The sequence below is a fragment of the Microvenator marinus genome (genome assembly GCF_007993755.1).
In the GTDB taxonomy this organism is placed as follows: Bacteria; Myxococcota_A; Bradymonadia; order Bradymonadales; family Bradymonadaceae; genus Allomicrovenator; species Allomicrovenator marinus.
In genome coordinates this window covers 1,938,093-1,964,223 of sequence record NZ_CP042467.1, presented here as the reverse complement: position 1 = coordinate 1,964,223, position 26,131 = coordinate 1,938,093, and the positions used below count along the sequence as shown (strand labels likewise).

Annotated in this window: 16 protein-coding genes; 10 read left to right on the top strand and 6 right to left on the bottom strand. The window is 55.3% G+C overall.

Annotation, left to right across the window (positions count from 1 at the left end):
- Positions 1-24: 24 nt before the first annotated feature.
- The gene (locus FRD01_RS08215) at positions 25-858 is read left to right on the top strand and encodes an SDR family oxidoreductase (protein WP_249756113.1); all 834 of its coding nucleotides are present in this window, start codon (positions 25-27) and stop codon (positions 856-858) included.
- Here the strand turns inward: FRD01_RS08215 and hisD are convergent.
- The 5 genes from hisD to FRD01_RS08190 are packed head-to-tail and all read right to left on the bottom strand — an operon-like array spanning position 838 to position 10,935.
- Positions 838-2,088: a histidinol dehydrogenase gene (hisD, locus tag FRD01_RS08210; RefSeq protein WP_146958910.1), complete on the bottom strand. Its 1,251-nt coding sequence runs from the start codon at positions 2,086-2,088 to the stop codon at positions 838-840. The genes FRD01_RS08215 and hisD overlap by 21 nt on opposite strands.
- 8 nt (positions 2,089-2,096) lie before the next feature.
- A complete protein-coding gene (locus FRD01_RS08205; RefSeq protein ID WP_146958909.1) occupies positions 2,097-5,399 on the bottom strand; it encodes an AAA family ATPase in 3,303 nt (1,100 codons plus the stop codon).
- Positions 5,396-8,734 (bottom strand): AAA family ATPase, encoded by a 3,339-nt coding sequence (locus FRD01_RS08200; protein ID WP_146958908.1) that lies wholly within the window; start codon positions 8,732-8,734, stop codon positions 5,396-5,398. The genes FRD01_RS08205 and FRD01_RS08200 overlap by 4 nt, the downstream gene beginning before the upstream one ends.
- Positions 8,735-8,776: 42 nt before the next feature.
- A complete protein-coding gene (locus FRD01_RS08195) occupies positions 8,777-9,553 on the bottom strand; it encodes a hypothetical protein (protein ID WP_249756112.1) in 777 nt (258 codons plus the stop codon).
- Positions 9,550-10,935: a sigma-54-dependent transcriptional regulator gene (locus FRD01_RS08190; protein ID WP_146958907.1), complete on the bottom strand. Its 1,386-nt coding sequence runs from the start codon at positions 10,933-10,935 to the stop codon at positions 9,550-9,552. The genes FRD01_RS08195 and FRD01_RS08190 overlap by 4 nt, the downstream gene beginning before the upstream one ends.
- A gap of 152 nt (positions 10,936-11,087) precedes the next feature.
- Between FRD01_RS08190 and FRD01_RS08185 the strand changes: the two genes are divergently transcribed.
- The 5 genes from FRD01_RS08185 to FRD01_RS08165 all read left to right on the top strand — a co-directional run bounded on the left by FRD01_RS08185 (position 11,088) and on the right by FRD01_RS08165 (position 16,866).
- Entirely contained in the window at positions 11,088-12,011 is a 924-nt protein-coding gene (locus FRD01_RS08185) for a branched-chain amino acid transaminase (RefSeq protein WP_146958906.1), read from the top strand.
- Positions 12,012-12,051: 40 nt separating this feature from the next.
- Positions 12,052-13,125, top strand: a complete 1,074-nt coding sequence (locus FRD01_RS08180) for a class I fructose-bisphosphate aldolase (protein ID WP_146958905.1) — start codon at positions 12,052-12,054, stop codon at positions 13,123-13,125.
- Positions 13,126-13,222: 97 nt separating this feature from the next.
- Complete coding sequence (locus FRD01_RS08175; protein WP_146958904.1) at positions 13,223-14,020, top strand: hypothetical protein; 798 nt, start codon at positions 13,223-13,225, stop codon at positions 14,018-14,020.
- A gap of 25 nt (positions 14,021-14,045) precedes the next feature.
- On the top strand, positions 14,046-15,269 hold the full coding sequence (locus FRD01_RS08170) for a threonine ammonia-lyase (RefSeq protein ID WP_146958903.1): 1,224 nt from the start codon (positions 14,046-14,048) through the stop codon (positions 15,267-15,269).
- 76 nt (positions 15,270-15,345) lie between these two features.
- The gene (locus tag FRD01_RS08165; RefSeq protein ID WP_146958902.1) at positions 15,346-16,866 is read left to right on the top strand and encodes a hypothetical protein; all 1,521 of its coding nucleotides are present in this window, start codon (positions 15,346-15,348) and stop codon (positions 16,864-16,866) included.
- A 36-nt stretch (positions 16,867-16,902) separates the two neighbouring features.
- Here the strand turns inward: FRD01_RS08165 and FRD01_RS08160 are convergent, their stop codons facing one another.
- Positions 16,903-17,721 (bottom strand): hypothetical protein, encoded by an 819-nt coding sequence (locus tag FRD01_RS08160; RefSeq protein ID WP_146958901.1) that lies wholly within the window; start codon positions 17,719-17,721, stop codon positions 16,903-16,905.
- 95 nt (positions 17,722-17,816) lie between these two features.
- Between FRD01_RS08160 and FRD01_RS08155 the strand changes: the two genes are divergently transcribed.
- From FRD01_RS08155 to FRD01_RS08140, 4 genes are all read left to right on the top strand, one after another.
- Positions 17,817-20,348 (top strand): bifunctional serine/threonine-protein kinase/formylglycine-generating enzyme family protein, encoded by a 2,532-nt coding sequence (locus tag FRD01_RS08155; RefSeq protein ID WP_146958900.1) that lies wholly within the window; start codon positions 17,817-17,819, stop codon positions 20,346-20,348.
- Between the two features lie 78 nt (positions 20,349-20,426).
- Positions 20,427-22,496, top strand: a complete 2,070-nt coding sequence (locus FRD01_RS08150) for a right-handed parallel beta-helix repeat-containing protein (protein ID WP_146958899.1) — start codon at positions 20,427-20,429, stop codon at positions 22,494-22,496.
- Between the two features lie 9 nt (positions 22,497-22,505).
- Entirely contained in the window at positions 22,506-24,569 is a 2,064-nt protein-coding gene (locus FRD01_RS08145) for a hypothetical protein (protein WP_146958898.1), read from the top strand.
- Positions 24,566-26,113 carry an ATP-binding protein gene (locus tag FRD01_RS08140; protein ID WP_146958897.1) on the top strand — a complete coding sequence of 516 codons (1,548 nt, stop codon included), beginning with the start codon at positions 24,566-24,568 and terminating at the stop codon, positions 26,111-26,113. Before FRD01_RS08145 ends, FRD01_RS08140 begins: the two co-directional genes overlap by 4 nt.
- Positions 26,114-26,131: the final 18 nt, after the last annotated feature.

The following is a 26,131-nucleotide window of genomic DNA, read 5'->3' as shown; positions in this document are numbered from 1 at the left end:
GCAATTAAAGGTCAGAGAGTTCATATGAAAACCATCATCATCACCGGCGCGAATTCAGGTATCGGCTATGTCACTGCAAAAGAACTTGCCCAAGATGGTCACCATATCGTCTTTGCCGGACGTTCCAGAGAGCGCAACGAAGAGGCCATGGAGGCGCTAAAGTCGGAACTTCCGGACGCCCAACTCAGCTTCGAGCCCCTGGACCTTGGCTCTCTCCAAAGTGTAAAAGAATTCGGTGATGCGTGGGCAGCTAAAGGTCAGGAAATTGACATCTTGATCAACAACGCCGGCCTAGCAGGGCAGCAGGGTATTACGACGGATGGTTTTGAACTTCATTTTGGAGTTAACCATCTTGGCCATTTTTACTTAACACACCTCTTGTTGCCCCACCTGAAGAAGGACCAAGGGGCGAGGATTGTGAACGTGGCGAGTCGGGCTCATACGAGGGTGAAAGGGATTTCCTTTGACCATCTTCAAGAGCGGACCCGAACCACCTCGGGGTTCCCGGAGTACTGTGAGTCCAAACTTGCAAATGTCTGTTTCAACCGCTCGCTCGCACCTATCGTGGCCGAGAGAGGTATTCATACCTACGCGCTGCACCCAGGCGTAGTCGCCTCTAATATCTGGAGTAGGCTTCCCGGCCCCATTGAGTCATTTGTGAAGCTCTTTATGCTCTCGAATGAGGACGGAGCAAAGACGTCCATTTACTGCGCGAGAAGCCCTGAATGTGCCAAAGACAACGGGCTCTACTACGACAAATGCCGCACTAAATCCGTGTCCAAGGTCGTCACGCCAGACCTTGAAAAGCGCCTCTGGGACCTCTCCATGGAGTGGTGTTCACTTACGTCGTTCGGCTGAGCGTGCGTGGGCCTCAAGCCCCTCGTGGCGCGCGAGTGTGATGGCGTCTTCCACCAGACCTTGCGCAGCTTCAGGGTTGTCGATGCGCATCCAGGTTCTCATTCTCAAGAACGTGGCCACGCTTAATCCACCGGTAGAACGTGCGGTTCCGCCCGTGGGCAACACGTGATTTGGGCCAGCCCCATAATCGCCCAGTACCTCGGCAGAATGATGTCCGATGAACAACCCACCATAATGCCTGAGTTGTCTTGCAACCTTGCCCGCATCCCTGGTCATCACCTCAAGATGTTCTGGGGCCACGCGATTGGCCAACTCAATGCCGTGGGCAATAGATCTTACGTGGACTGAGTAGCTATTCTTCAGCGCCTCACGGGCGGTCTCATGAGTAGGCAAAGTCTCCAATTGGGCCGCCAACTCCGTGTTCGTGGCATCGATGAGCTCGGAGCTCGTTGATACCAAAACCACACTCGCGTCTGGATCGTGCTCAGCCTGAGCCAAAAGGTCCGCCGCCACGGTCACAGCGTCTGCAGAATCATCGGCCAGAACCAGAAGCTCCGAAGGCCCAGCGAGCATGTCTATCGCCACCCGTCCAGCTACAAGCTGTTTCGCCGCGGTCACCCAGCGATTGCCAGGCCCCACGATGGCGTCACACGCGGGAACACTCTCGGTTCCGTACGCCAACGCAGCAATAGCTTGCGCGCCGCCCACGGCCAGAAGCGCGTCTGCGCCAGCTACAAACGCTGCGGCCTTCGTGATTTGGGTAGGCTTGGGTGATGCGACCCACACCGTCTGAACACCAGCGACTCGGGCCGTCACGGCCGTCATCAAAACCGAGGATGGGAGCGGAAAGCGCCCGCCAGGCGCATAACAACCCGCCACCTCCATCGGGCTCACGTCGTGGCCGGCCTCGCCGCCGGGAATCTCCATGGTCATTGCCGAAATGGTTCGACGCTGCGCATTCGCAAACACGCGGATTCGTTCCGCCGTGCGTGTCAAAAGGCCCTGATCTTCCACAGAAAGTTGGGCAAATGCGGACTCGCACTCTTCCTTCGAGATAACCAGGGGTGCTCCAGCCTCGAGGTCTCCAAAATTGGTCGCAAAGCGCGAGAGTGCGGCGTCGCCCTCGTCACGCACAGCCTCCACAATCTTTGCAGCATGCGTCAGGGTTTGGGCGTCCACGGGGTCGCGCCGAACACGGGAGACATCATTGTATGAAACTACTTTAAGCATGTAACTTCCTAATCTTTACCGCCAACTTGATGCGCGTTTTTGTCTTGAAGGTACAATCTCGGCACCAAAATCTGAGTCATAAACGTGTTCAGATTCTGCCCGCGGTCCTCAGGAATAGGCACACGAAGGCCTGTTCTGACATCCTCGAGATGGCCTTCCGACTCGACGAACTCGATAAAGTCCTCACCGATATGAGGCGTGCCATTGGCCTTGAGAGCGTCTCTAAGGGCTTCGCTGCTCACATGCGCTTCATCGGTCGTCCCGACATGCAAAAGCGCGTGGTGGCCGATTGAGGCGGGCCTTGGGCACCACGTGAAACCGCCGATCGAATGGGCAATTGCCCGTGCGCCCGGAGCGGTGGAGCTGAAGGCGAAGCCGTGCGCACGTGCGAGGTCTCGGGGGCGCGAGGTTTGCCACGTGGAACGGTCGAGGTACGCAAATGAGCCGTTGAGTTCGAACTTCTCCTGAATGACCTCAACCCAACGGTGCCACTTACTCATGATTTCGCCCGCAGGACCGCTCAGCCCCTGAAACACGAGCGTGACCCCAGACTCGCTATTCGCAAGGCTCTCTAGCTGAACGTCAGCCCAGATGCTCGCCTCTTCGAGCTCGCGCAGCATCTTGCTTAGACCTTGGAGGCGCGATTTTGTCTCCTCGCTATGGGTCGGGACCGAGAATTCACCCGGATTTTTAGGGTCGTGCAGGCCCTGTAGCCGCTCTTCGATCCGTTCAATCTGGTTGATTACATGCTCGCGAGATGTGAGCTGGTCGGCGAGTTGGGCCGAAACGCTGCCTTGTTTGGCTTCGTTGTTGATGGCGTCGAGGATGGTTTCGTACTGCGCCGAAATCTCGCTGAAACGCGCGTCTTTGAGCGTGTTGAGTAGCTTCGTTTGCAGCTTCTCCAGACTCGTTACAACACCCGCGAGCTCCTTCGGTGCCGGCGCGAGCGCAACCTTCTCCGATGGCCTTGGAGCTTTGTTCAAATGGATGAAATCCATCTGAACTCCATCGTCCGAAGGGCTGATGACCACTCGCGTCACATCTTGGCTCACCGGCTGAGAAATCAACTTTTCGGCGAGCGGCGTGATAAGCGTACGCTCGATGCGGTGCGCCAATGTGCGCGCCCCGTACCGTTTGTCCACCGAACGCGTGGCGAGGTAGTCGATCAACGCCTGATCGACGTCCACCATGACCTGCGCCTGACGAAGTCCACGTCTCTCCAAAAGCCCTTGGAGCGTGCGTCTTGCGATTCGCCTGAGCGCCTCAGCATCAAGCGGCCGATACGCGATAATAGTGTCGATACGGTTGAAAATTTCCGGTCTGAAAAAGGTCTCGGCAGCTCGCAAATAGTGGAGTCTTCGGTCCGACGTGCTCGTGTCGCTAAAGCCCATCCAACGCTCTTCGGTACCCGCGCCGAGGTTCGAAGTCAGGATGATCACGGCATTTCGAAAGTCTACGTTTCGCCCCGCTGCGTCCGTCAAACGTCCGTCGCCGAGAACCTGCAAAAGCAGGTCGATGACCATCGGATGCGCCTTCTCGATCTCGTCAAAGAGCAAGACGCAAAACGGCTGAAGCCTTACCTTCGTGGTCAACTCTCCGTCCGGATCTCGTGAGGTTCCGATGAGTCGAGAAATACCCATCGATGAAGAAAACTCGGACATATCGAAGCGAATCATACGCTCGACCGACCCAAACAAATCGGTGGCTATCGCTTTGGCTGTCTCCGTCTTTCCAACGCCACTTGGACCGATGAACAAGAACGAGCCGAGTGGTTTTCGTGGGTCGCTTAGCCCCTGTTCAATCGTGGCAACTAGCGCAGACACGGCCTCGATAGCCTCTGGCTGACCAAAAACCCTGGACTCAAACTGCCTGCGGATTTCATCCGGAGCACGTCCTTTTCCAGGCTCCAAAATCGTGAGTGGAAGGCCTGTTTGACGTTGAACCACGCGCGCAACGAGGTCCGTGTCCACACGCACTTCGGTCTGGTATTCCCAGTCGAATTCGTTGACGTAGCGTAGGGCCTCGTACTGGCATTGCTTGATCAAACGAACAGCCTTTCCTGGATAGGCATCGTTCTGGAAGAATCGCCGTGAGAGGTGAAGCACACTCTCCATCGCATCAGCGGTGTACCGAACTTGGTGATGCGCTTCGATGTCTCGAATGAACTCACTCAAAACGCCCAGAGTTTCCTTGTAGCCTAGCTCGGGTACTTGAATGCGCCTGAAATGGTCCACGAATCCAGGGGCCATGCTTCGCGCCAGAGTCCACGTCTCTTCGGTAGCCTCCGTCACGATTCCAAAATGGTCTTGCTCCAGATAGGGCTCGATAAACCTCGCCACGTTCGAGTCACCATGCGTGGTCTTTCCGGCATGAAGCATGCCGATAAGGCTCTCCACAAAGAGCACGTCTTTTCGCTCTTTGAGCTCGCGGCACATGGCCTCGGTGCGCATCTCCCACTGGCCGATGATGCTCATGCCGGCGATGATTCGGTCCCCCGCACTCTGCCAGATATCTTTGCGCTCTTGGTAGGCCGTGTTCATGGCCCAGGCGCGCCGCGCTGCCTCGTGCACAATCGCCGTCTTGCCAACGCCCGACGGACCCACCAGACACACGTTCATCGGGCGTTTGCTCGTGAACACATCTACCAATTCGTCGACGAGCTTTTCACGGCCGTACGCCGCGCTCAAGGTCGAGTCCTCGGCTCGATGGGAGAGATTGGTGGCCACCTGTTCCAGAGTTTCCGGCCTCGTCAGTCTACCGCTGAGCTTCTCGGGCGGACCTTCGCGCTCATCATCCAAAAGCGACGGATACCCAATATCGACCGTGATCGTGTCCAAATACGCGTGGTGCATGGACTGCAAGGGCTCGAGCGAGTCCAGCATATGTTCGTCTGCGTAGTCGCGAACCCACTGATTTACCGTGGCGTACAAGTCGTCCAAGGTTGGAAGAACCAAGGTCTCTTGCGGCGCTTTTGGGATCCAAAGGCGCTTCTCTTCCTCCTCACCCCAAGACCCGGCAACCACGTGAATCACGGCCGTCAAAGACACGGGTGGGCGGTCAGGCTCGATCTGGCGCTCTATCTCGACGTAGATATTGTTCAGATACGGTGCTACCGGTGGAATTAGCCTGTCCAACAAGAACGGCGGCAATGAGGTGTGCGCAAGCTCGATGAGTCGGAACATTAACTCTTCTTTGAGTTGTGCTGCACTTGGGCCGCGCAGGGGTTCCGCGAGTGAAGGAACCCAGGGCATGGATACCTCATAAAGTCCCTTCTTCGTCTGTGCCACGTAGACGTAAAACTCCTTCTTCACGCTTCACCCCAATCGTCTTCAACCATCGGCCAGACTAAGCTCTCGACTGTCTCTTCCATCAAAGGCCACGGGTTGTCCGCAACCAGCTTGATAGGCTCTGAATTCGGCATCGTGATCTCGGACGTACGGAAGTTAAACGAGCGTACGACCTGAGCGTTTGCACGGGCCTGAGTAAACGTGTCCGGGAAAGGCCAACCATCATAAGGCCCGAGCGCCACCACGTCGCAAACGTGATTGCCCTCGACGGCAATTTGCCGGTGTAATCCGTTCTCGGCCATATGGAGCGGACGCGCTGCATAACCCGTGATCTCAAGCCCGATCACAAGGCCTCTAGGATTCTTCGGTACTTCTTCCCAGAATTCTCTTTCGATATCCCATTCTTGGTCCTTGGGTCTCGGCATTTCGTGCCAATCCGCTAGCGGTTGCCAGAGCGAAACCTCCCAGCCCTTCGTCTTCGCGCGCTTGTTGTACCATTCGATGAGCCGTGCTCTCCATGGGTCATCATGCTGCTTCGAAATCAGGAAGAGTAGGGCGCGGTCGGGGTCATCCTCGGCGGCACGCAAAAGCGAAAGCCCAATCCTTGAGACCCGGTCCCTCAGTTCGTCCAGGCGCTCCGTCAGGTCCTTAGAAATCACGAAGGTACGAGCGTGGAAGGCCTCGGTCGCAAGGTCCTCGAGCGCGGCTAGCTCGGCGGCAACGTTCTGCACAGGGATTACGACCTTTCGTGCTGTCTCGGCGCGCTGGCTCAGGCTCGGTGCGTGCGGATCACTCCAGAACGTTCTCGACTGTGACGAGAGGTCAAAATGTTCGACCTCCCATTCGCGGTCGAGGAAAATATGCGAAAGCATATGCCGTTGCACTTTACGTCTCAGATCCGAGATTTCATCGATCTGTGAGAGGAGCTGCTGCCGTGCACTCGCAACCGTGGCATCCCCCGAAACCATGCGTACAAGAGCCTTGACGCGATTGGCTTTCACGGAAACATCTACGGCACGTGACATGCCGGTCTCAGCGGGGTTGGCCGCCAGCGCCTCGGCAACTGACCAGACCACTTCACTCTCGATCACACGTTTCAAAGGGCGTGCACCGTATTTCGAATCGAAACCCCGTTCGGCCAGCCATCCCGGTAGCTCGTCTGAGAATGTCAGATCTACGTCCTGGGCGCGAAGTCCGTCGCGTTGGTGAATGGACTCGAGCTCTCGGCTCGCGATCGCCTCAACGACCGGCTGAGTCAGCGCCCTAAACGCGATGAATTGGTCGATCCTCGCCAGGAACTCAGGCCGGAAAAACCGCTCAGCTTCGCGCCGAAAGTGCCGAGCATAATTGTCCTGACTCTCATTTTGTTCAAAGCCAATCGCTGGCCTCAATGAGTCCACCCCAAGGTTCGAAGTCATGATGAAAATCACGTTCTGAAAACGCGTCACGCGGCCCTTGACGTCGGTCAGGCGCGCCTCTCCGAGGACCTGGAGCAGCACGTCAAAGACACCTGGGTGAGCCTTTTCAATCTCATCGAGGAGCACGACGCAGAACGGTTGGCGCCGCACAGGACCCGTGAGATCACCATCTTCGCGGCCCTCGCCGATAAGTCGGGTGTACGCATCGGCATGACTGTACTCACTCATGTCGAGGCGGATCATGCGTTCGTGATTTCCGAATAGGAACTCCGCGAGGGCCCGCGCGAGCTCGGTCTTGCCGACTCCGGTTGGGCCGACGAACAAGAACGAGCTCAAAGGGCGGTCTTCGCTGGCGAGCCCGGTTTTGGTGATGCCAATGACATCGGCGACTCGTTTGACGGCCTCATCTTGACCCTTCACGCGCGTCATCAAACGCGCCACGACTTGGTCAATATCGAGCTCACGTCGGTCGTCGACGAGAAGGCTTGGAAGCCCTGTGTCGGCGCAGAAAGACGCGATGATATCGTCCACGCCAACCGTAGTTTTGTAGCGGTTTGCTGCGTGCTTCAAGGTGCGTTTGAGAAAGTCGATGGTGCGCCCGGCAGGGCTGCCTTCGGTCGAAAAACGAAACTGGAGGTGACGGGCTCGTTCAATGGCTGAAGCTTCAAGAGTGATGCCCAAAGCCTTGGCTTCGCGCGCCGATGCTTTGGCGATCACGCTATGATTCGCCATCGCCGGGAGCTCTTCGAGGCGAAGGGTCGTGAAACATCGCGCAAAACCCACATCACGCCGCTCGATCTCGGTCCACTCCTCAATGCTCGCCTCGGCGATGACCCGTATTCGGCGGTCGACCAACGTGGGCTTTAAGAACTGCGCCAGGTTGTAGTCGCTACCCATGTACTTTCCGGCATCGAGCGCCTCGATCAGTCGGCCGAGGTATAGGACGTCTTTGGTGGCCTCGAGTTCGGCCACGATATCCCTGACCTGCTGTTGCCAGCCCGCTGACATAGGGTCATTGGCCACCAATCGCGGAGGGTCACAGAACCACATCGCTCCGCCTTTCTCATCGGAGAAGAGGTCCCAGGCGAGGTGGCGGATCAACGCGGTTTTCCCTACGCGGGGCGCGCCGATGATCACGACCGGCTGTGACTCTTTGGCGAGCAGTAGTGCCTTAACTTCGCGCCGCACGTCGTCGCGCTCAAAACACTCAAAGAGCCCAAGCTGGCTGTAGTTTTGGGCCACACTATCAAGCGTCGGGGTGGTGATTTCATCCGGGTCATCTGACGCAATGGACTCTTTGGCGAATGCGTCAGACCACAGTTCGTCGGGGTCAATTCGCGTTAGGTCCAGCGGCTCGAACTCCACCTCGACGTCTACAATCGAGATGTCGAGAGGCCGAGGCCTATGCAGTTGCGTGAGCTGATGGTTTTCTTTGAGGTCGGTCGCGAACTCGTCCAGGACTTCTTTGAGTGCCGGGCGCGAATCCAGCGACACCTCGCCCTCAAACTCCTCAAAATCCGCCATTTCCTCCGGCTCAGGTTGTACCAGAGTGGCGAGGCCGATCGACGGGAGACTGATCTGCAGAAATCCACCTGGACGCGGTGTGACCATCACATCAAGCGCCGACTCGACCTCGTACTCTTTGAGCTGTGGGTTATAGCCTGTCTGCCAATCGAACATCGAAGCCCGAAAAAGCGGGTATTGTGCGCGGATGATCCAGGGGCGCTCGAGGTCGTGTGTAGCCCAGAAATAACGCGGGTGAACCCGGCTCAAGAAGTCCGAGAGAACGCGCCGCATCTCCTCGATTGCCTCTTTCGGGCCCGGCCCGCAAGAAGAAATGATGGGGTCGGATACCGTTTGCGCAATGTAGAGATCGTCGCCTTCGAGGGCTTCGTCGGCGTGTGGGTATTCGCGCAGGGCGATGGGAACTACAAGTTTCATGTGTCTCGTGCGTCTACTCGGGCTCTCTACGCCCAAAAACAATCAGAGACTAGTCGTATACGGGAACCTGAAGTGCAAGAGCAAGAAGGCTTGACCGATATGCCAAATCGACTCGTCGAGATCACCCCACTCAAATACCGGCCCGCCTACAGTTTGCGGGGGGTAGAGCGAGCTTTGCCAACCTACAGAAACCCTAAACGCGTCCGCAATTGGAAATTCCAACTCCGCGCTCAGCCCAAGACCCGGCCTTAAGAAATGGGTCGGCGATTCCAGAGTCTCAGAAGAGATGTAGGCATAACTCAACAAGAGCCCGGCGCTGACGCTCAGACGTGGCGACTCATTGAGGGTAATACCTAGGTCGATGGGCTTAAAATTCACGCCGTAAATATCCGTGGTGTCAGACGGCGAGATGATCAGCGACTCCGGCAAGAACCAAAGAGGAGAATAGCGAACCTCCGTTTTGATGCCCTTGGCCATGCTTCGGTATTGACGGGGAACCCGGTGCAAATTCTCGCGAATCAACTCGGGACTCAGCGCCGCAAAAACGTCGAGCCGAAGCCCATAATGCCAGAACTGGTCGTCAGCTACGGGGCCTGTCAGAGTAAAGAGGGCAGGGCCCACACCCACGTTGACAGGGACCGTAATCTCATCGGACGAGCGCTTAGAGCCGCTCTTGGTTGACGTCTTTCCCGAAGTCTTCCCGCGAGCCTTATCGTAGCGATCTCTGGGCATGGAGCGCATATGCTTTTGAGCAAAGGCATCCTGGGTGTCCGCCAAGAAAAATGCGCTGAGCGCCAAAATAAGAGCTGTTCTAGTCATAGGTCCTCTAGCCCGTAATCTTTGATTTTGTAGAGTAGTGCCCTGTGAGAGATTTCGAGGAGTTTAGCCGCGTTGGTACGATTGCCGCCTGTCTCTTCGAGGGCCCGTTGGATAAGCACGCGCTCGAGAGCAGCACTAAGCCTTTTGATCGAAAAATCATCTGATTTGAAGAGGGTTTGTACGGCATCTTGAGACTCGCGAATCCGTTCCGGAAGAAGCGACACATCGATTTGATCTCCGGTGGCCAAAACGACGCCTCGCTCAATGCAGTTCTGTAATTCTCGGACGTTCCCGGGCCAGCCATAATTCATCATCATCTTCATGGCCTCGGGACTTAGCCCTTTCACGTGTGTTCCAAGGCGTTGGTTCTGAACCTTGAGGAAGTGTTCCACCAGAAGTGGGACATCTTCCTTGCGTTCTCGAAGGCTCGGTACTTTGACCTGAATGACGTTGAGTCGGTAATAAAGGTCCTCCCTAAACCGTCCCGTTTCCACGTCAGATTTGAGGTCCCTAAGGCTCGCGGCGATGACTCGGACATTGATGTTCGTGGGTTGAGAATCGCCCACGCGCCGGACTTGACCCTCTTGGAGGACCCGCAGCAATTTAACCTGAAGATTCAATGGGAGCTCACCGATCTCGTCCAAAAAGATGGTGCCCTTGTGGGCCTGGATGAAGAGACCGTTCTTATCAGCATGAGCGTCTGTGAACGCTCCCTTGACGTGACCAAAGAGCTCGGACTCTAGCAGGTTCTCTGGAATCGCACCGCAGTTCACCGGAATCCACGCCTTGTCGCTTCGGTTTGAAAGCATGTGTATGGCCCGCGCGACAAGCTCTTTGCCGCTTCCAGACTCACCCTGGATGAGCACAGTGGAATCGAAGGGGGCCACCTTGCGGACCACGTCGAACACCCGATCCATCGCGTCACTTTTCCCAACGATCCCCTCGAAAGACTCGTCGGGCTGAAGATTCTTGAGGATCGCGTTCTCGCGGCGAAGGTGAAGCCGCTCCTCAGCCTTTGCCAGCGTCAGGAGGATCTCGTCTTTCTGAAAAGGCTTGTCGATATAATCATAGGCGCCGGCCTTAATGGCTTTGATGGCGACCTCGCGATTACCAAACGCGCTCATCACGATCATGGTGGTTTTGATGCCTCTCGTGCGGAGCTCGGCCAAGAGTTCAAGTCCACCCATTTTTGGCATTCTAACGTCACAGATCACAAGGTCGTACGCGTTGGCGATCAACTCTTTGAGACCTTCCTGACCATCCTCCACAACACGAACTGCGTATCCCTCTTTTTTGAGAAGCATGGAGAGCATATGGCGAATGCTCTCTTCATCATCGATCACCAGGATCTTCAAACGTCCGTCATCCTTGCTCGCCGCCATTGAACGTACCTCTTCTTGGGTTCTGGTGGATGCTAGCACGGTTTGGTGGACGGGCTAAGACATATGGCTCTTTTCATAATTCTCTCAGGTGTGGTAGCGAGTCTGAGCGTGGCTATGGTGCCCGTTGAGATGTAGTTCTGAGGAGTACACAAATGGCGATTTCAGCAGACAAGATCTGGTTCGATGGGGAGCTAATCCCGTTTGCGGACGCCAAGGTTCATGTGTTGACGCATACGTTGCACTACGGGCTGGGCGCGTTCGAAGGTATTCGGTGTTATAAACGGGCAGATGGGCGCCCCGCGATTTTTAGACTCAAAGAGCATATCCGAAGGCTTTTTGATTCGTGCCACATCTGCTTGATGGAAATTCCATTCTCGCAGGAAGAAATCGAGCGCGCATGTATCGAAACCGTCAAAGCCAATGGGTTCGGCGATTGTTATTTGAGACCCGTGGTCTTCCTAGGTGACGGCGAAATGGGACTCGGAGCTCGTACTAACAAAGTCCGCGTCAGCGTGATCGCGTGGGAATGGGGCACGTATCTTGGCGAAGAAGGACTCCAAAATGGCATCCGTGCCAAGGTCTCAAGCTTCGCCAGGAATCACGTCAACACGATGATGGCTAAAGGCAAAATCAACGGTCATTACGTCAACTCTATTCTCGCCAAGCGTGAGGTCATGCTCCAGGGCTACCAGGAAGCGATTATGCTCGACACCGAGGGCTATGTCTCCGAGGCATCCGGCGAGAATATCTTCCTGATCCGTGACGGCGAGATTATCACCACACCGATCGGTGGCTCGATTTTGGGCGGCATCACCCGCGACACCATTGTGCAGCTTGCGAAAGACCGCGATCTGAACGTCAAAGAGATGCGTTTTACCCGCGACATGCTCTACGTCGCTGACGAAGTTTTTGTGGTCGGTACAGCCGCGGAAGTCACGCCAATACGCGAGATCGACAACCGAACCATTGGTGATGGCACTCCGGGGCCCTTGACCAAAGACCTCCAAAAAGCGTATTTCGACCACGTTCGTGGATCAGCGACCACTCATGCTGAGTGGCTCACTTTTGTAGATTGATTGATGACGGCACAGGCTTGTGCTTTCCATGAGGATTTTTATGAGCGACCTCTCAAAGATCGTTGAGATTCTTGGACCTCAGGCAGACCTGCTTGAATACGCCTCGAACACTATTCCGAAAGAGAATTTGCACATTCCTGGGCCAGATTCCGTGGACCGGCTTTACGCTCCAACCGACCGCAGCCCAAAAGTCCTTCGAAGCATTCAAACCCTTCTCGGCTCCGGCCGACTCGCCGATACGGGCTACCTTTCGATCCTTCCAGTAGACCAAGGGATTGAACACTCGGCAGGTGCCTCATTCGCACCAAACCCCATGTACTTTGACCCCGAAAATATCGTGAAGCTTGCCATCGAAGGCGGCTGCAATGCTGTTGCATCGACGTTTGGGGTGCTTGGGTCTGTGGCTCGAAAATATGCACATAAGATTCCATTTGTTGTGAAGATCAATCACAACGAGTTTTTATCTTATCCGAATAATTATGACCAAATTATGTTCGGCACCATCGACCAGGCTTGGGAGATGGGCGCGGTAGCAGTGGGAGCTACGATCTACTTCGGATCTGAAGAGTCGAATCGCCAGATTACAGAAGTGGCAAACGCCTTTGCTTACGCGCATGAACTCGGCATGGCCACCATTCTTTGGTGCTACACACGTAATCCGGGCTTCAAGACGGGTGGCGTGGATTATCATACGGCTGCAGACCTTTCGGCCCAAGCAAACCACCTTGGCGTGACCATTCACGCAGATATCATCAAGCAAAAACTTCCGACCAATAATGGTGGCTACAACGCCATTAAGAACCCGGACGGAAGCACGTTTGGAAAGACCCATAAGAAAGTCTACTCTGAGCTCAGCTCCGACCACCCGATCGACCTGACGCGCTACCAAGTGGCAAATTGCTATATGGGGCGCTTCGGTCTGATCTCCAGTGGCGGCGCCGCCGGAGACAACGATTTGCAAGATGCCGTAGCGACCGCCGTGATCAACAAGCGTGCTGGTGGTATGGGACTCATCCTCGGCAGAAAAGCTTTCCAACGGCCTTTTGCTGATGGTGTTGAACTTCTAAATGCCGTGCAAGATGTATATCTTTGTGATGGCGTCACCGTGGCCTAATTTTACAATCGCATGTCACCCAGACCCTCGGGTGACAGGACCACGGATGGTATTGTGACGCCCGGCTGGATGCCGGGCACTTTTTTTTGGAGGACCTATGAAACGAGCTTTGGTTTTGGTTGCTGGATTGGCACTCAGTGGATGTTTTCCCAACACCGATTATCTGGTGGATAAGGCCGTCAACAGAACGGTCGATCGCGCCGCTGATAGGGTCGGAGACCGCATCGGAGAAGCCGTTGCTGCGCGAATGTTGGCAAACAACCCGTCGCTTATGTACGCATATTCGATGAGCGTTTTCTCCATGATGTTCCATCATGGCGGCTACTACTATCAAGGCTTTGATACCTACAAAGAGGGTGATTACACACGCTGGAGAGTGGATGGCACAGCCGAGGGAAGTCTTTATGAAAGAAGCCTTATCCGTGCCAACCAAGACGGCAGCGAGTGGTGGCGCGTAGAGACTCGAACCAAGACCGAAGAAGGCGAAGACGTGGTCATCATGGAAGCCATGCTGAGCAGCGCTGACGAAGCAGGCAATCGCAAGGTCCTGAGAATGCGCGCCATGCTCCCCGGTGAGAAGGAGCCCCGCGAGATTCCGGTTGAGGAAAAAGACGCGCAGAACTGGCAAATCAACACCGGCCGTAAACTCACCGAGGAAAGCCTCGAGGGCATGACCAAGGGCCAAGAGAAGATCACTACTGAGGCCGGCGAGTTTCAGGCTACCCTCCTTGAAACCAAGAGCGGCAACACCACCGTAAGATGGTGGAATACCGAAAGTGTTCCGGGGGGCCTTGTCCGATACAACGCTACGCAGGATAATGGCGAGACAACGTACCAATGGGAGCTCATCGCGTTCGGAAACGACGCGACCACCTCGGTCCTGAACTCGTTCTGAGCTCCTCGATTCAAAGGTGAGACTTATGGCGGACCTGCCGATTTCGCTCGAAGATGTTCAAGCTGCTCGTGAGCGTATCAAAGAGCATATCTTTTACTCGCCAGCCGCCCACAGTGCCCTCCTGAGTGAGAAATTTGGCTGCGAAGTCTACCTCAAGCTCGACAACATGCAGTCCACGGGCTCCTTCAAGGAGCGCGGCGCTGCAAACAAACTCTCCCTTCTCACCGAAGAAGAAAAGAGCAAGGGGGTCATTGCCGCGTCTGCCGGAAACCACGCGCAGGCCGTGGCCCTTCACGGGGCGCGCCTCGGGATCAGCACGAAGATTGTGATGCCCGAGGGCACTCCGCTCGTTAAGGTCAACCGCACACGTAGTTTCGGGGCCGAAGTCGTGCTCTTCGGCCCAAATTTTGACGCGGCGTACGCCCACGCAAAAGAGCTTCAGGCAGAAGAAGGGCGAGTCTTTGTTCACCCCTTTGATGATCCTGCGGTGATGGCAGGGCAGGGCACGGTCGCACTCGAGATTCTCGAGCAAATTCCCGATGTGGACCTCATCGTTTCGGCCATTGGTGGTGGCGGGCTCATCTCCGGGATTCTCGCCGCAGTGCGAGGTATCAAGCCTGAGGTCAAAGTCGTGGGGGTCGAGCCCGAAGTGCTGCCTTCAATGGCCACTTCGCTTAAACACGGGCAGGTCATTCAAGTGCCGGAAGGCCAAACGCTCGCCGACGGCATCGCGGTTAGGAAGGTGGGTGAGCTCACTTTTAGGCAAACTTCGGCGCTCGTCGACGATATCGTGTCGGTATCGGAAGAAGAGTTCGCAAGCGCGATTCTCTTGCTCCTCGAGCAAGAAAAGACGCTCGCCGAAGGCGCAGGAGCCGCGCCATTGGCTGCCTTGATGGCAGGGAAACTCGATGCAAAAGGCAAGACCGTCTGTCTCTGCGTCTGCGGCGGAAATATAGACGTGAATCTCATCGCTCGAATCATCGACCGAGGTTTGGTCGCCACCGGTCGTCTCTGCCGCCTCATCGTCCGGATCACTGACAGTCCAGGTGCGCTGGCACAGATTCTCACAGTCGTTGGGCATATGAAGGCCAATGTCCTAGAGATCTTTCATAACCGCACGTTCACTTCAGGTGAGCAGTTTGGAACCACCCACGTGGAGCTCAAGCTCGAGACCCGAGGCGCAGACCATATCGTTCGGATTCAAGAGGCCCTCGAAAAAAGCGGCGCAACGATCATCGAACACCTCTAGGAAACTTCCTAAACTGTGGCGTTTTGGTGGGAAATAGAGTACAAACGCCGGGCAATTGAAATGAAGGATGTTCCGAATGAAGAAATTTGTTGCTCTGAGTGCCTTATCTTGTCTTGGTGTGTTTGGATGTGCCGAAGAATCCGCACCGTCCGCGCCCGAAGGTCTAGTTGAAATTCCCGGTGGATTTGGCAAAGGCGACAACTATGTGGCCACCAACGCCAAAGAGTTCATCATCAAGGGCCGTGTCACTACCTCGCTTCCACAAGGCTATGCGGATCTGACCTCAGAGGAGCAAGAGGCGCAACTCTCTGAACTGCTCGGTGCACGTACCGGTGATGTGACGCGAAGCGCACAACGAAAGATCGAAGAGATCATCCGCAACTCGAATCAGAACATCACCGAAGAGGACAAGAAATTCTTCATCTACGTCAAACCTGCGTATCAGGGTGGAGAAGTCGGCGAGAACACCATCGAAGGTGAGACGGTCTCCTGGGATCTCCACCTCGAGTTTGTGGGTTCGCTCGACCTGCTCGCCGCAATCAATGAGGCGGAGGGCGGACTTGCACTCAAGCTCGAAGTGTCCCAACTCGGAGAAGCGTATAAGGATGTTGAAGTCGTGATCGAGGAGAGCCCCTCAACCGACTCCTTCCCCTCGTACAGCGAACTTTTCAAAGACGGTGTCTACGATATCGCCATCCACTTTGGTGGCGACTACAACGAAGGCCGATACGACCTCGAGACCGCGAAGTGGACCGTAGAGTTCCTCCTCGAGAACAACTGGCAACACGAGACCGTCACAAGCTTTGAAGACCTCAAGCACGACTCGGGTCCATTCGTCTTCCCTCTAACGGTGGAAGGCCGCGAAGTTGAGGGACGTGTCTACGTCTACCACGCGCAAATGGACAACGATGCTGAGGCTGAACAATCACTGCTTCGCGACCTTGTGGAAGAAAGCTTCAAGAGTCGTGATATCGTGATCTACAGCGGACATGCGGGATCCAACGCTGGATTCATCCTCGACTATCATCCTCGATACGAGTTCGATGACGACGAGTTCAAGGATGTTGAGATGCGCCAAGACTATCAGGTCTACGTGTTTGACGGCTGCAATAGCTATCGAACCTATGTGGACAAGCTGATGGAAAATCCGGCGAGAACTTTTGATAATACCGATGCAGTCACCACGGTGAACACCACGCCGTTCTCTGCAGGCTACGAAGTTATCAACCGATTTGTACACTGGTTTACCTTTACCGATGCGACCGGCCGGCACTTCCCAATCTCGTGGAACACCATGCTTCAGGGCATCAATGATGAGTTCCCAGATGTGCACTATGGTGTTCACGGCGTGGATAACGGTCCGAAGCTCAATCCTCACACGGATGCAGGCCCACAATGCCTTCCATGCCAATCCAATGAAGACTGCGGCGCTGGCGGGAACTACTGCATGAACTACGCGGGCGGCGGGGCATGTAGCGTCGGTTGTACCACTTCAGAGGCTTGCGGTTCTGGCTTCGAGTGTATCCAGGTCTTCGACGACCCGGATCTCTTTTACATCCCTAAGCAATGTGTCGCGACGGGATCTACCTGCGGTTGATCAATGCATGAGCTGACGTTTTGCCACTCTAGGCGATCAATCTCGCCTCGAGAATAGACGCAGACTGAAAAGGGCGAAAAGGAAGACGAGCATACCTGCGCTCTTCGGCTCATCCTTCACGCTCATCTCGCCGTCACAGAAAAACGGCTCCAGCTCACCAGAGCCTTCTTCGTCTTCAGGGTCTGGGGCACCCGGGTTTCCAGGGTTTTCGGGATTGGTTGGAGTGCTTGAGTTATTGGTGGGTTGAGTCGTGCCGTTGTTCGAATTGCCGCCGGTCTCGTTATTCGTGTTCGTATTGTTGGTTCCTGGCTGGTTGTTGGGGTTTGGATTGTTGGGCGGCGCCTCAAGACAATTGACCGTATTGAAGGTACAGTCCACATTGCACCCCAGTCCTCCGTCGGGAAGGCCGAGGTCTACACACGTAGTCTCGTTGAGATTTGCGCCATCACACATCTCTTCGCCTTCAATCGTGCCATTTCCGCAGGGAGTCGAGTTCGAGTCTCCCGGTCGACTTGGATTGAAGTTCGGATTCGGATCGTCGATCTCCCACGTGCAGGCGGGGTCACCCAATTCATCACCGTTCGTGTAGCCATCACCGTCGGAGTCGATGTTACAAACGGCCACCCAAACGGTGTCTTGTGTGCTCTCACCACCTACGCCCGAAAGCCCCATTTCTTCTACATCCTGACCGAAAGCATTCCTGCCCCCACCGGTGTTGTTCACATGGCAGGTTGCGCAATCGAACCTTTCTCCGTTCGGTAATTGCACGCTCCGAAATGAACGTCCTTCGGCATCGGCCGTAATCAAAAACTGGCCGAAACCACAGAAGAGTGCGATAAATATCCAAGATTTCATGTCGCGCCCGTTGCCCGTTGAAGCTAAAGTGTACATCTGGTGCTACGAGTAGTCCAATGTAGGATGAAGTCCTTTTTCCGCTCCTTGCTCAAACCATGCTTCTGAAAGAACAACAAGTAGGGCAACTTGCACTCGCGAGGGGATTGATCTCGCTTGGTGACCTGATGTTTTGCGTGGCGCAGAGTGCTGCTGCAGGACTTCCGCTCCAAGAAGTACTGATTGCAAAAAAGAAGTTGAGCTCAGAGGTCCTTGCGACGCTCGAACACGACCTCGATGCCGGCATTAGCGTTGAGGAAGAGCTACAGTTCGGAAATACGATCGTGGTAGATCAAGTTGAGGCCGCAAGGCACGACCCTACCGTGGTACCTACACGAGAAGTCATCCTTGCAGACGATATCACGCTGCTTTTGGACGGCGAGGCCCGCTACGACTTCAAAGAAGAGCTTGGGCGCGGTGGCATGGGCCTGGTGGTTCGCGCGCACGATAAGGTCCTGCGTCGAGACGTTGCGCTAAAGTCCCTGCTGGACAAGGCCAACTCAGACAAATTCAAGAATCGCCTCCTCTTGGAAGCTCAGGTCACCGGGATTCTGGAGCATCCGAACGTGACCCCGGTCTACGATCTCCGTGCTGACGACGAAGGCCGCCCCTTTTACACGATGCGAGTTGTCCGGGAGCGGGATCTCGGCACCATCATCAAAGGGATGAAGGCCAAAGAAGAGTCTTTGAGCCTCTCTTTCCTCGTCCAGGTTCTGCGCCAGGTCTCACTCACCATCGAATACGCCCACCGACAAGGCGTGGTCCATCGCGACCTAAAACCCGATAATATCCTCGTGGGTGCTTACGGTGAGGTCTATGTCATCGACTGGGGCATCGCCAAATTGATGCACGCTGGACACGGCTTTGAGGATACCGAACAAATCGTGGTCGGTTCGCTGATTGGAACGCCCAAGTATATGGCGCCCGAACAAGCGCGCGGCGAGAATGATAAGGTTGATGAGCGTACAGATGTGTATTCGCTTGGCGCGATTCTTTACGAGATCCTGACGCTGGAAGCTCTTTTCACCGCAGACCATATGCTCGGCCTGCTCTTCATGATCGTGCATGATACGCCCGAGCCACCACGCATGAAGGCTCCTGAACGTGGCATCCCTGAAGCGCTCGAGGAGATCTGCCTAAAGGCCCTCGCGAAGGATCCCGCCAATCGCTACCAGTCAGCACAGGAGCTCGCTGACGAACTCGAGCTTTTCCTCGAAGGTGTAAAAGACCGCGAAAAAAGACGCGAGGCCGCGCTTGAGACGCTATCCTTGGCCGAGCAAACCCGAGCGGTCTACGACGATGTGCGCGTGCAACATCGCCAGATTTTGACCGAACTTGAGACCAAACGAAAAACCGTTCCTTCGTGGTCGACTGGCCATGACAAACAAGAGCTTTGGAACCTCGAGCAGCAAGCAGATGACCTCGCCATCGAGATGGAAAGGCGGTTTGCCGATACCGTTCGGATTTACTCTGACGTGCTCGCCTTCTTACCCGAGATGCCCGAGGCGCGACTGGGACTTGCGAATCTCTACTGGCAGCGCTTTGAGGCTGCTGAGAGCGCCGGGAAATACGCCGAGGCTGCCTATCTGGAAGGCTTGGTCCGGCAGTTCAACGACGGTGAACTCGACCCTTTACTCGAAGGTAGCGGAACGCTCACTTTTGATACGTCCGCGGGCGAAGCCACTGTGGAGTTGTATCGATACCACAAAGAAAATCGGCGCCTCGTTGAGTGGCTGCATGCCACCCTCCATGCCCCGTTTGAGCGCGCGGTGCTCGAGCACGGAAGTTACGTCGCACTCGTAAAAAAGGCGGGCTTTCGTTCAGTCAGAGTTCCAATCGCAATGGGCCGAGTCGACAGGATCAAAGTGGATGTGCGCCTCTTTGCGGAAGACCATTTCCCTCAAGATTTTGTTCAAATCCCCGCCGGCTATTTTTCTCGCGGCAACGACGAGATCATGGTCGAAGAATTTGCGATCATGAAAACGCCAGTGACCGTGGGGCAATACCTTGAGTTCCTCAACGATATCGAGCCAGAGGCGGCCGAGAAGCACACGCCCAGAATTGAAGAAGGCGAGAGCTACTTCCCGCGCGACGAACACGGACGCTACCATTTGCCTGCGCAAGACGCTGAGGGTGATGCGTGGGATCCGCGATGGCCAATTCTGATCGTGAACTACTTCGACGCACTCGCCTTTGCCAAATGGCGCGGCCAAATGGATGGTTTTGAGTATCGACTTCCTACCGCTATGGAGTGGGAAAAGGCTGCGCGCGGCGTCGATGGCAGAATCTATCCCTGGGGCGACCATTTTGACGCCACCTTCTGCAATATGAAGGACTCAAGCAACCAGCGGCCAGTACCAAAGCCGGTTGGCACAACGACAACGGATGTGTCGCCCTACGGCGTCTTGGATTTGGCAGGCAATATCGTCGAGTGGACCTCTACACCGGAGTCCTCAGGCAGTGACCGCATGACGCTCAAAGGGGCTGCATACAACTCTGCCTCTATCATCTGCCGACTTGATGTGGATCTGGCCAGCCTTCCACAATATCGGTATGCGCATTACGGCTTTAGACTAGCGCTCACCCTTTAAAATCACTCGGCTTTTTGAATCGCATGCAGAAGTGAACTAGACTTCTCGAATTGTTGGTTTTGATTGATGGAGTTCCTCGTGCAAAAAACGATTTTGCTGCTTTCTCTGGTCGTCTCTCTTGGGTGTGGTGATTCCGAATCACCAGCGGTAAACGGCGAAAATCCCGGGGATATGTCCAACAGTGATGTTGGAGGTAACAACTCCAACAACGGGAACAATGAAAACGATATGACCAACGGCTCGTCGCCATTCTTTTGCTCGGATTGCCGAGTGGAAGGAGACGGGCTTGGGCTCGGAACTGTACTTGGAGACCGTCCGGTTGGGACCATCTCGTGTTCCGTCGGTGCGAGTCTTGGGCAAGATGGTGCGACACGTGTTGCGCCGGGCTCGCCACTTCCTGCGCCAATAGACGGGGTGATTTTTGCGGAGTTGATGCCCGGCGAACACGATGCGTTGAACTTTGATTTCGCAGATGCCCGCACTGTGGTCATCGCGAGTGCCTGTTGGAGAGGGGCATCGGTTAATATCGACTCAATGCTCGAACTAAAGGACAAGACTCGGGTGGTCTTCGCGGGCATCGAGTTCAACGGCGGTGGTATCCTTGCTGAAAATGTGGACGTCCTCAGCCTAGTCAACACCGTCCATCGTGGCGCAAACGTTGGAGTGGAGTGGAGATCGCAGGGCAATCTACTCCTTGTCCATACCTTCTTTGAGAATATGGGAACCGCCTTAGACGTAGAAGGCGGGCATGTTTACGTCACGTCGTCTGTATTCTCGAGCGTCAACACAGGAATCAAGGCGCGACCGACTCAGGGTGACGAAGCCCTCACGGGCTCGGTATCTCTAAGTGACGTGGTCCTTAGCGGGACTGAAGTCGAGGGATCAGCCGTAGATGTTGAGCGAAACGCTCTTTGGTTGCGAAACGTACGCGCCTCCGGATTTGTGAACGGCACGGGCATCCACGCCTCGCAGAGCTTGGCCACTTTGGACGGGATCGAAGTTGTGGGCTCAAACGTCGGCGTCAACCTTCAGACAACTCGCGCGATCCTTTCCAATTCAGATATCCGGCGAAACCAGAACCGCGGACTCTACGTATCGAGCACCGACGCACCCGCACTAGCAGCGGCCCTGCAAGACTTGAGCTCATCGCTCTATTCGCCCGCTGGCTTGATTCCCGGCTGGCAGGATTGGCAGGACCACCTCTTGGCTGAGATTGAACTCTTCCCAGGTCATATTTTCCTGCCCGGAGACATGTATTTGCCGGGTGATATGTACCTACCCGGCGATATGTACCTGAGAGAGCGCTCCTTCCTGCCCGGCGATATGTACTTGCCTGGCGATATGTATTTGCCCACGGATACTCGCCTGGGCCTGGATCCGTCCTCTGCAGAATTCTTTGCCGGGGCCCAAGTTTCGAACACCAACTTCACTCAAAACGGCGTAGCGGGCATCGATGTTCGTGCCGCTGGTCTTTCGTTGAGTGGGTCGGAGATCACCGACACTCAGCGCATCGGAGCGGCTGATGGCCACGGCATTTTTGCCAACTCGGCCACCTACCTTCAACTCGCGGATGTCAACATTGCCGAGAATCCAGGCATTGGCCTACTCGCCCACTCCTCCAAGCCAATGAAGGCAACCATCGACGAGGCCTTGATGTTCCAAAATACAGATGGTGGTCTTTGGTTGATGAATGAGGGCGGAGCGAGCGATCAAACCGACGTTTTCGTTGACCAAACCAGCGTGATTCGGAGTCAGAACGCGGCATTCTTGTTCTACAACACGAACCCACAAGTCTCGGAGTCTCAGGCGATGCTCACTGGAAAGGGCCAGCTTACAGGGGCTGAGCTTGGCGATGGGCTAGTTTTCTGGGGCGTTTCAAATGCCTTGATGTCTGATATCGCGATCGTTGGAAACGAGAGCTTTGGGGCTAGACTCCTCAGCGTGAGTGGAATCACCATCGACTCGTGCGCCTGGAGTCAGAATGGAGATGGCACGCAGGCTGATAAGCTCGCGGTTTCGTCTGATACACCACAAAATGCAATCGCCGGCTCTGATGGTGTGGTTGCTGGACTTGGTGATAGTGGCTTCACTCCAATTGACCCGCCTCGTCAGCTCGATAACCTGCCTTCAGCTCCTGCAGACCTATAGGAAGATAAAATGACCAAGTTTTTGATATTGCTATTGGCTGGATTTCTTAGTGCGTGTGCGGGCGATTCCGATGGCGCTGATTTTCGTGCTGAGGACGAGGGCCAGCCCGATTTGGGAGTTGATGAAGGACCTGATGCGCCAGCGTCTCCAGAACCGGAGCCTGAGCTTGATTTCGGCGTAGGTGAGGACGTTGGTGGGAACAACGACAACTTCGGGCTCAATGGTGGCCGCGTTGACGTAGGAGAATCGCTCAATGGAAGAAACGCTGGCGTACTCTCGTGCCCAAGCCGCTCTCTTGCAGGTGCAGTACCCATTCAATTGCAGCGGGTTGAGCCAGGAAACACTGATATCGACCTCCAGGCAAGTGCTGACGGCGATCTCTTCATTGAGTTTGCGCCCGGCGAACACCAGATTTCATCTATTAACACTGAGGGCGTCAAGCGCCTTGTGCTCGCCTCTTCGTGTTGGCGCGATGTGTCGTTGGAGTTCACCTCAGCACTCGAACTTGATGGCCTAGAATCGGTGGTGATCGCGAACCTAGAGATTCGTGGAGCCGCCATTCAAGCCACGGACGTCGACTATTTTGCGACCGTGAATTCGGTCTTCAGAGGTGGAGATTCTGCAATTACCTGGAACTCCGAAGGTGTGCTTGCGGTCTTTCATAGCGCGTTCGAGGACTACGCCAGCGCCCTCGACTTGACGGGTGGCGAGGTTCGCATCGCCGCTAGTGTGTTTTCGGAAAACCAGATTGGTATCCAGGTCAACGAGGCCGAATCCGAGAGCTACGCGCCGTTTGGAAGCGCACTCTCCATGGTGGATGTCGTAGTTCGCGGCGCCGCGGATTCGCGATTCGGTGTGCGCGCGAATTCAGCCATGATCGTCGCAGACAACGTTCTGGTCGCGGGAATCGGAGCCGCAGCCGATGGTGTGGGTGTCCAGAATCAAAACGGCCTTTTGGGTGCAAGCTCACTTGAGGTCAGAGACTCCGGTCGAGGTCTCCATTTGGTAGGAAGCCGGACGCGAATTTCAGAGAGCGTCATCGCCAACAACACCGACCGAGGAATTTTGTTTGAAGGTGTGGCTTCGAATCGACTCGCCGCAGCATTGGATACCCCTGGGTCCCCAGCTTTTGAGCCCGGTGAGCTCTTGCCGGGTATTCGAGTTTTCCAAAATCTCCTCGATTCAGCCGAGACATTCCCGGGCCATATTTTCCTGCCCGGCGATATGTATTTGCCCGGCGATATGTACTTCCGAGAACGCGCATTCTTGCCCGGTGATATGTACTTGCCCGGCGATATGTACTTGCCCGGCGATATGTATATTGGCGCCGGTACGCTTCAGGGCGAGGCTAGATTCATGACCATGAATCTCGTGAACACGAACGTCGAATCGAACGGTGTGGCTGGCGTGCAATCCGTTGCTGGTGGGCTCTGGGTAAGCGGAGGCGCCATCACCGACACGAGCACTAATGCAGAAGGCTTTGGTGGCCACGGAGTGTTCGTCGAGTCTCCAAACTTCACGCTCGTTCAAGAGGCCAGTATCACCGAGAATCAAGGCGTAGCCTTACTCTCTCATGCGCAAACACCCGCGAAGATGAAAGTTCAGGGTGGACTCTATTTCGAAAATCTCGGCGGCGGAATCTGGAGCTATGCAGCTGAGCTGGACGCAGGAGAGAATATTGAACTCGTGATCGAAGATGCGGCCATCGTGAGAAGTGGCGGCAACGGAGTGTTCGCCTATAACGTCAACGCACAAGTCCTAAACTCCCAGGTGATGCTCACTCAAGTCGATGGCGTGGCCGGCGCAGGAGATGGCCTCTACTTCTACGGAGGAAGAGTCAGCGTAATTGAGTCCCTCGCGATCGTAGGAAACCAACGTTTGGGAGCCTTCTTTGACAACGTGAGTACCGGTCGAATCGTTGATTGCTCGTGGAGTCAGAACCAGCTCGGTGAGGTCGGTCGTGCAGGAGTGGTAGCCATCGATGGGCCCGTCAACAATCCAATCGCGGTAGTTGAAGTTGTTTCCGAAGGCGAGATGGGCGCACCGGGGCAGATTCCAGGAGGAACCCCTTGAGGAAGGATAGTGGCTACCATGAGTTGGGGCCCCAAGAGGCGCTCGAACAAGAACGTGTTCTCTCTGCCATCACTCGACTTGCGCTTAAGTTTCGGTGCCCCGAAGAACTCTACGGGGCAATCTTGGACCTCTTGCAGGCAACCTTCCCAACAGACGCCATTGCTCTCGGGCTCGTTGACTCAGGAAAGCTACGCCCGGTGGCCTGGCGGGGCCTGATGCTCGATACGCGAATGGCGGTCGACTTGGGGATGAACGAAGCTCTCAAGCCCATTTTGGAAGCATCTCAGGTAACGTCCCTTTCGTTCTCTTGGGATAGCGAGTTGCCGGGCCAGGCTCAGATCGTCATTCCTCTTCAAACCGAGGAGAGGGTGCTCGGTACGCTTCATGTCTATCCGTTGGCAGACGCGGACACCAAGACCTTTCTGATGGACGATGGTTTTCTCGCTCGCATTGGAAAGAACCTCGGAGAGGTCATCGGGCACGTCTTTGTTCTGAACGAGTTTCGAGAAGAACAGACCCGGCTTCAAACGTTGATTCAGCGAATTCCTGATGGCGTCTTGCTCTTCTCGGCAAGAGGCGAGGTCATCGTTGCAAATGAAGCGCTCAGAGACATTCTGGAGATACCTGCCAAGAACCTCAATACCGAACCATTTGCGTTTCGTATGTTCTCTCACACGGGCCAAAGGCTTCCGCGATCTGAGTGGCCGTTTTTCAGAGCTGTTAGACGCGGGGTTTCGGTCTACGCAGAGCGGCTAAGGTTGGATTTTGAGGGCAGGTTTAAATATGTTGAGATCAGTGTCTTCCCTATTCCAGGGGTCGAAGGGTTCACCTCGTTTTTGGCCACCGTGAAGGACCAGACCGAAAGGGCTAAGGCCGAAAACGTAAAGGACGAGTTTCTTTCGATTGCGACCCACGAGCTCAGGGGGCCTTTGACACCGCTGCGAGGCTTTATCCAAATGCTTCGGCAGCAGGCCGAAAACGGGGAGAAGGCTAACCTGAAATTGCTCACCAAATCGGAAGAGCAGGTGCGCCGCCTCGGCAGGCTTGTGGATACGATCCTTGATCTTTCAAGGCTTGAGCGGGGACAGATCGACATTCGTGAACGGCCCACAGACGTGGTCGCATTGCTACGAACTCTGCTCGATTTTTGGAGGATCCGAGCCGAAGAGAGGCCCGTGCTACTTAAGTATGAAGCACCTTCGATCATCGCCAATATTGATGCGGGAAGGCTGGATCAGGTCATGACAAACCTGGTCGAAAACTCCATCAAATACGGTGAGGGCCAGATTGATGTCGCCATTGAGACCGACACTAAAGTGCTGGTCTTGACGGTACGCGACCAGGGGCCGGGTATCGCGAGGGAAGAGCGCGAAAAGGTCTTCGAGCGCATGTATCGCTCCGAAAAAGGTTTACAGAACTCCAATTCTCTCGGTCTGGGTCTCTACATTTCCAAACAAATTGTAGAAGGCCATGGGGGCACAATTCGCGTACTTGACGAGAAAACGTCATGTTTTGAGGTGCGTCTTCCTATGGTTTCCCATTAGTATCCTCCCAGAACTAAT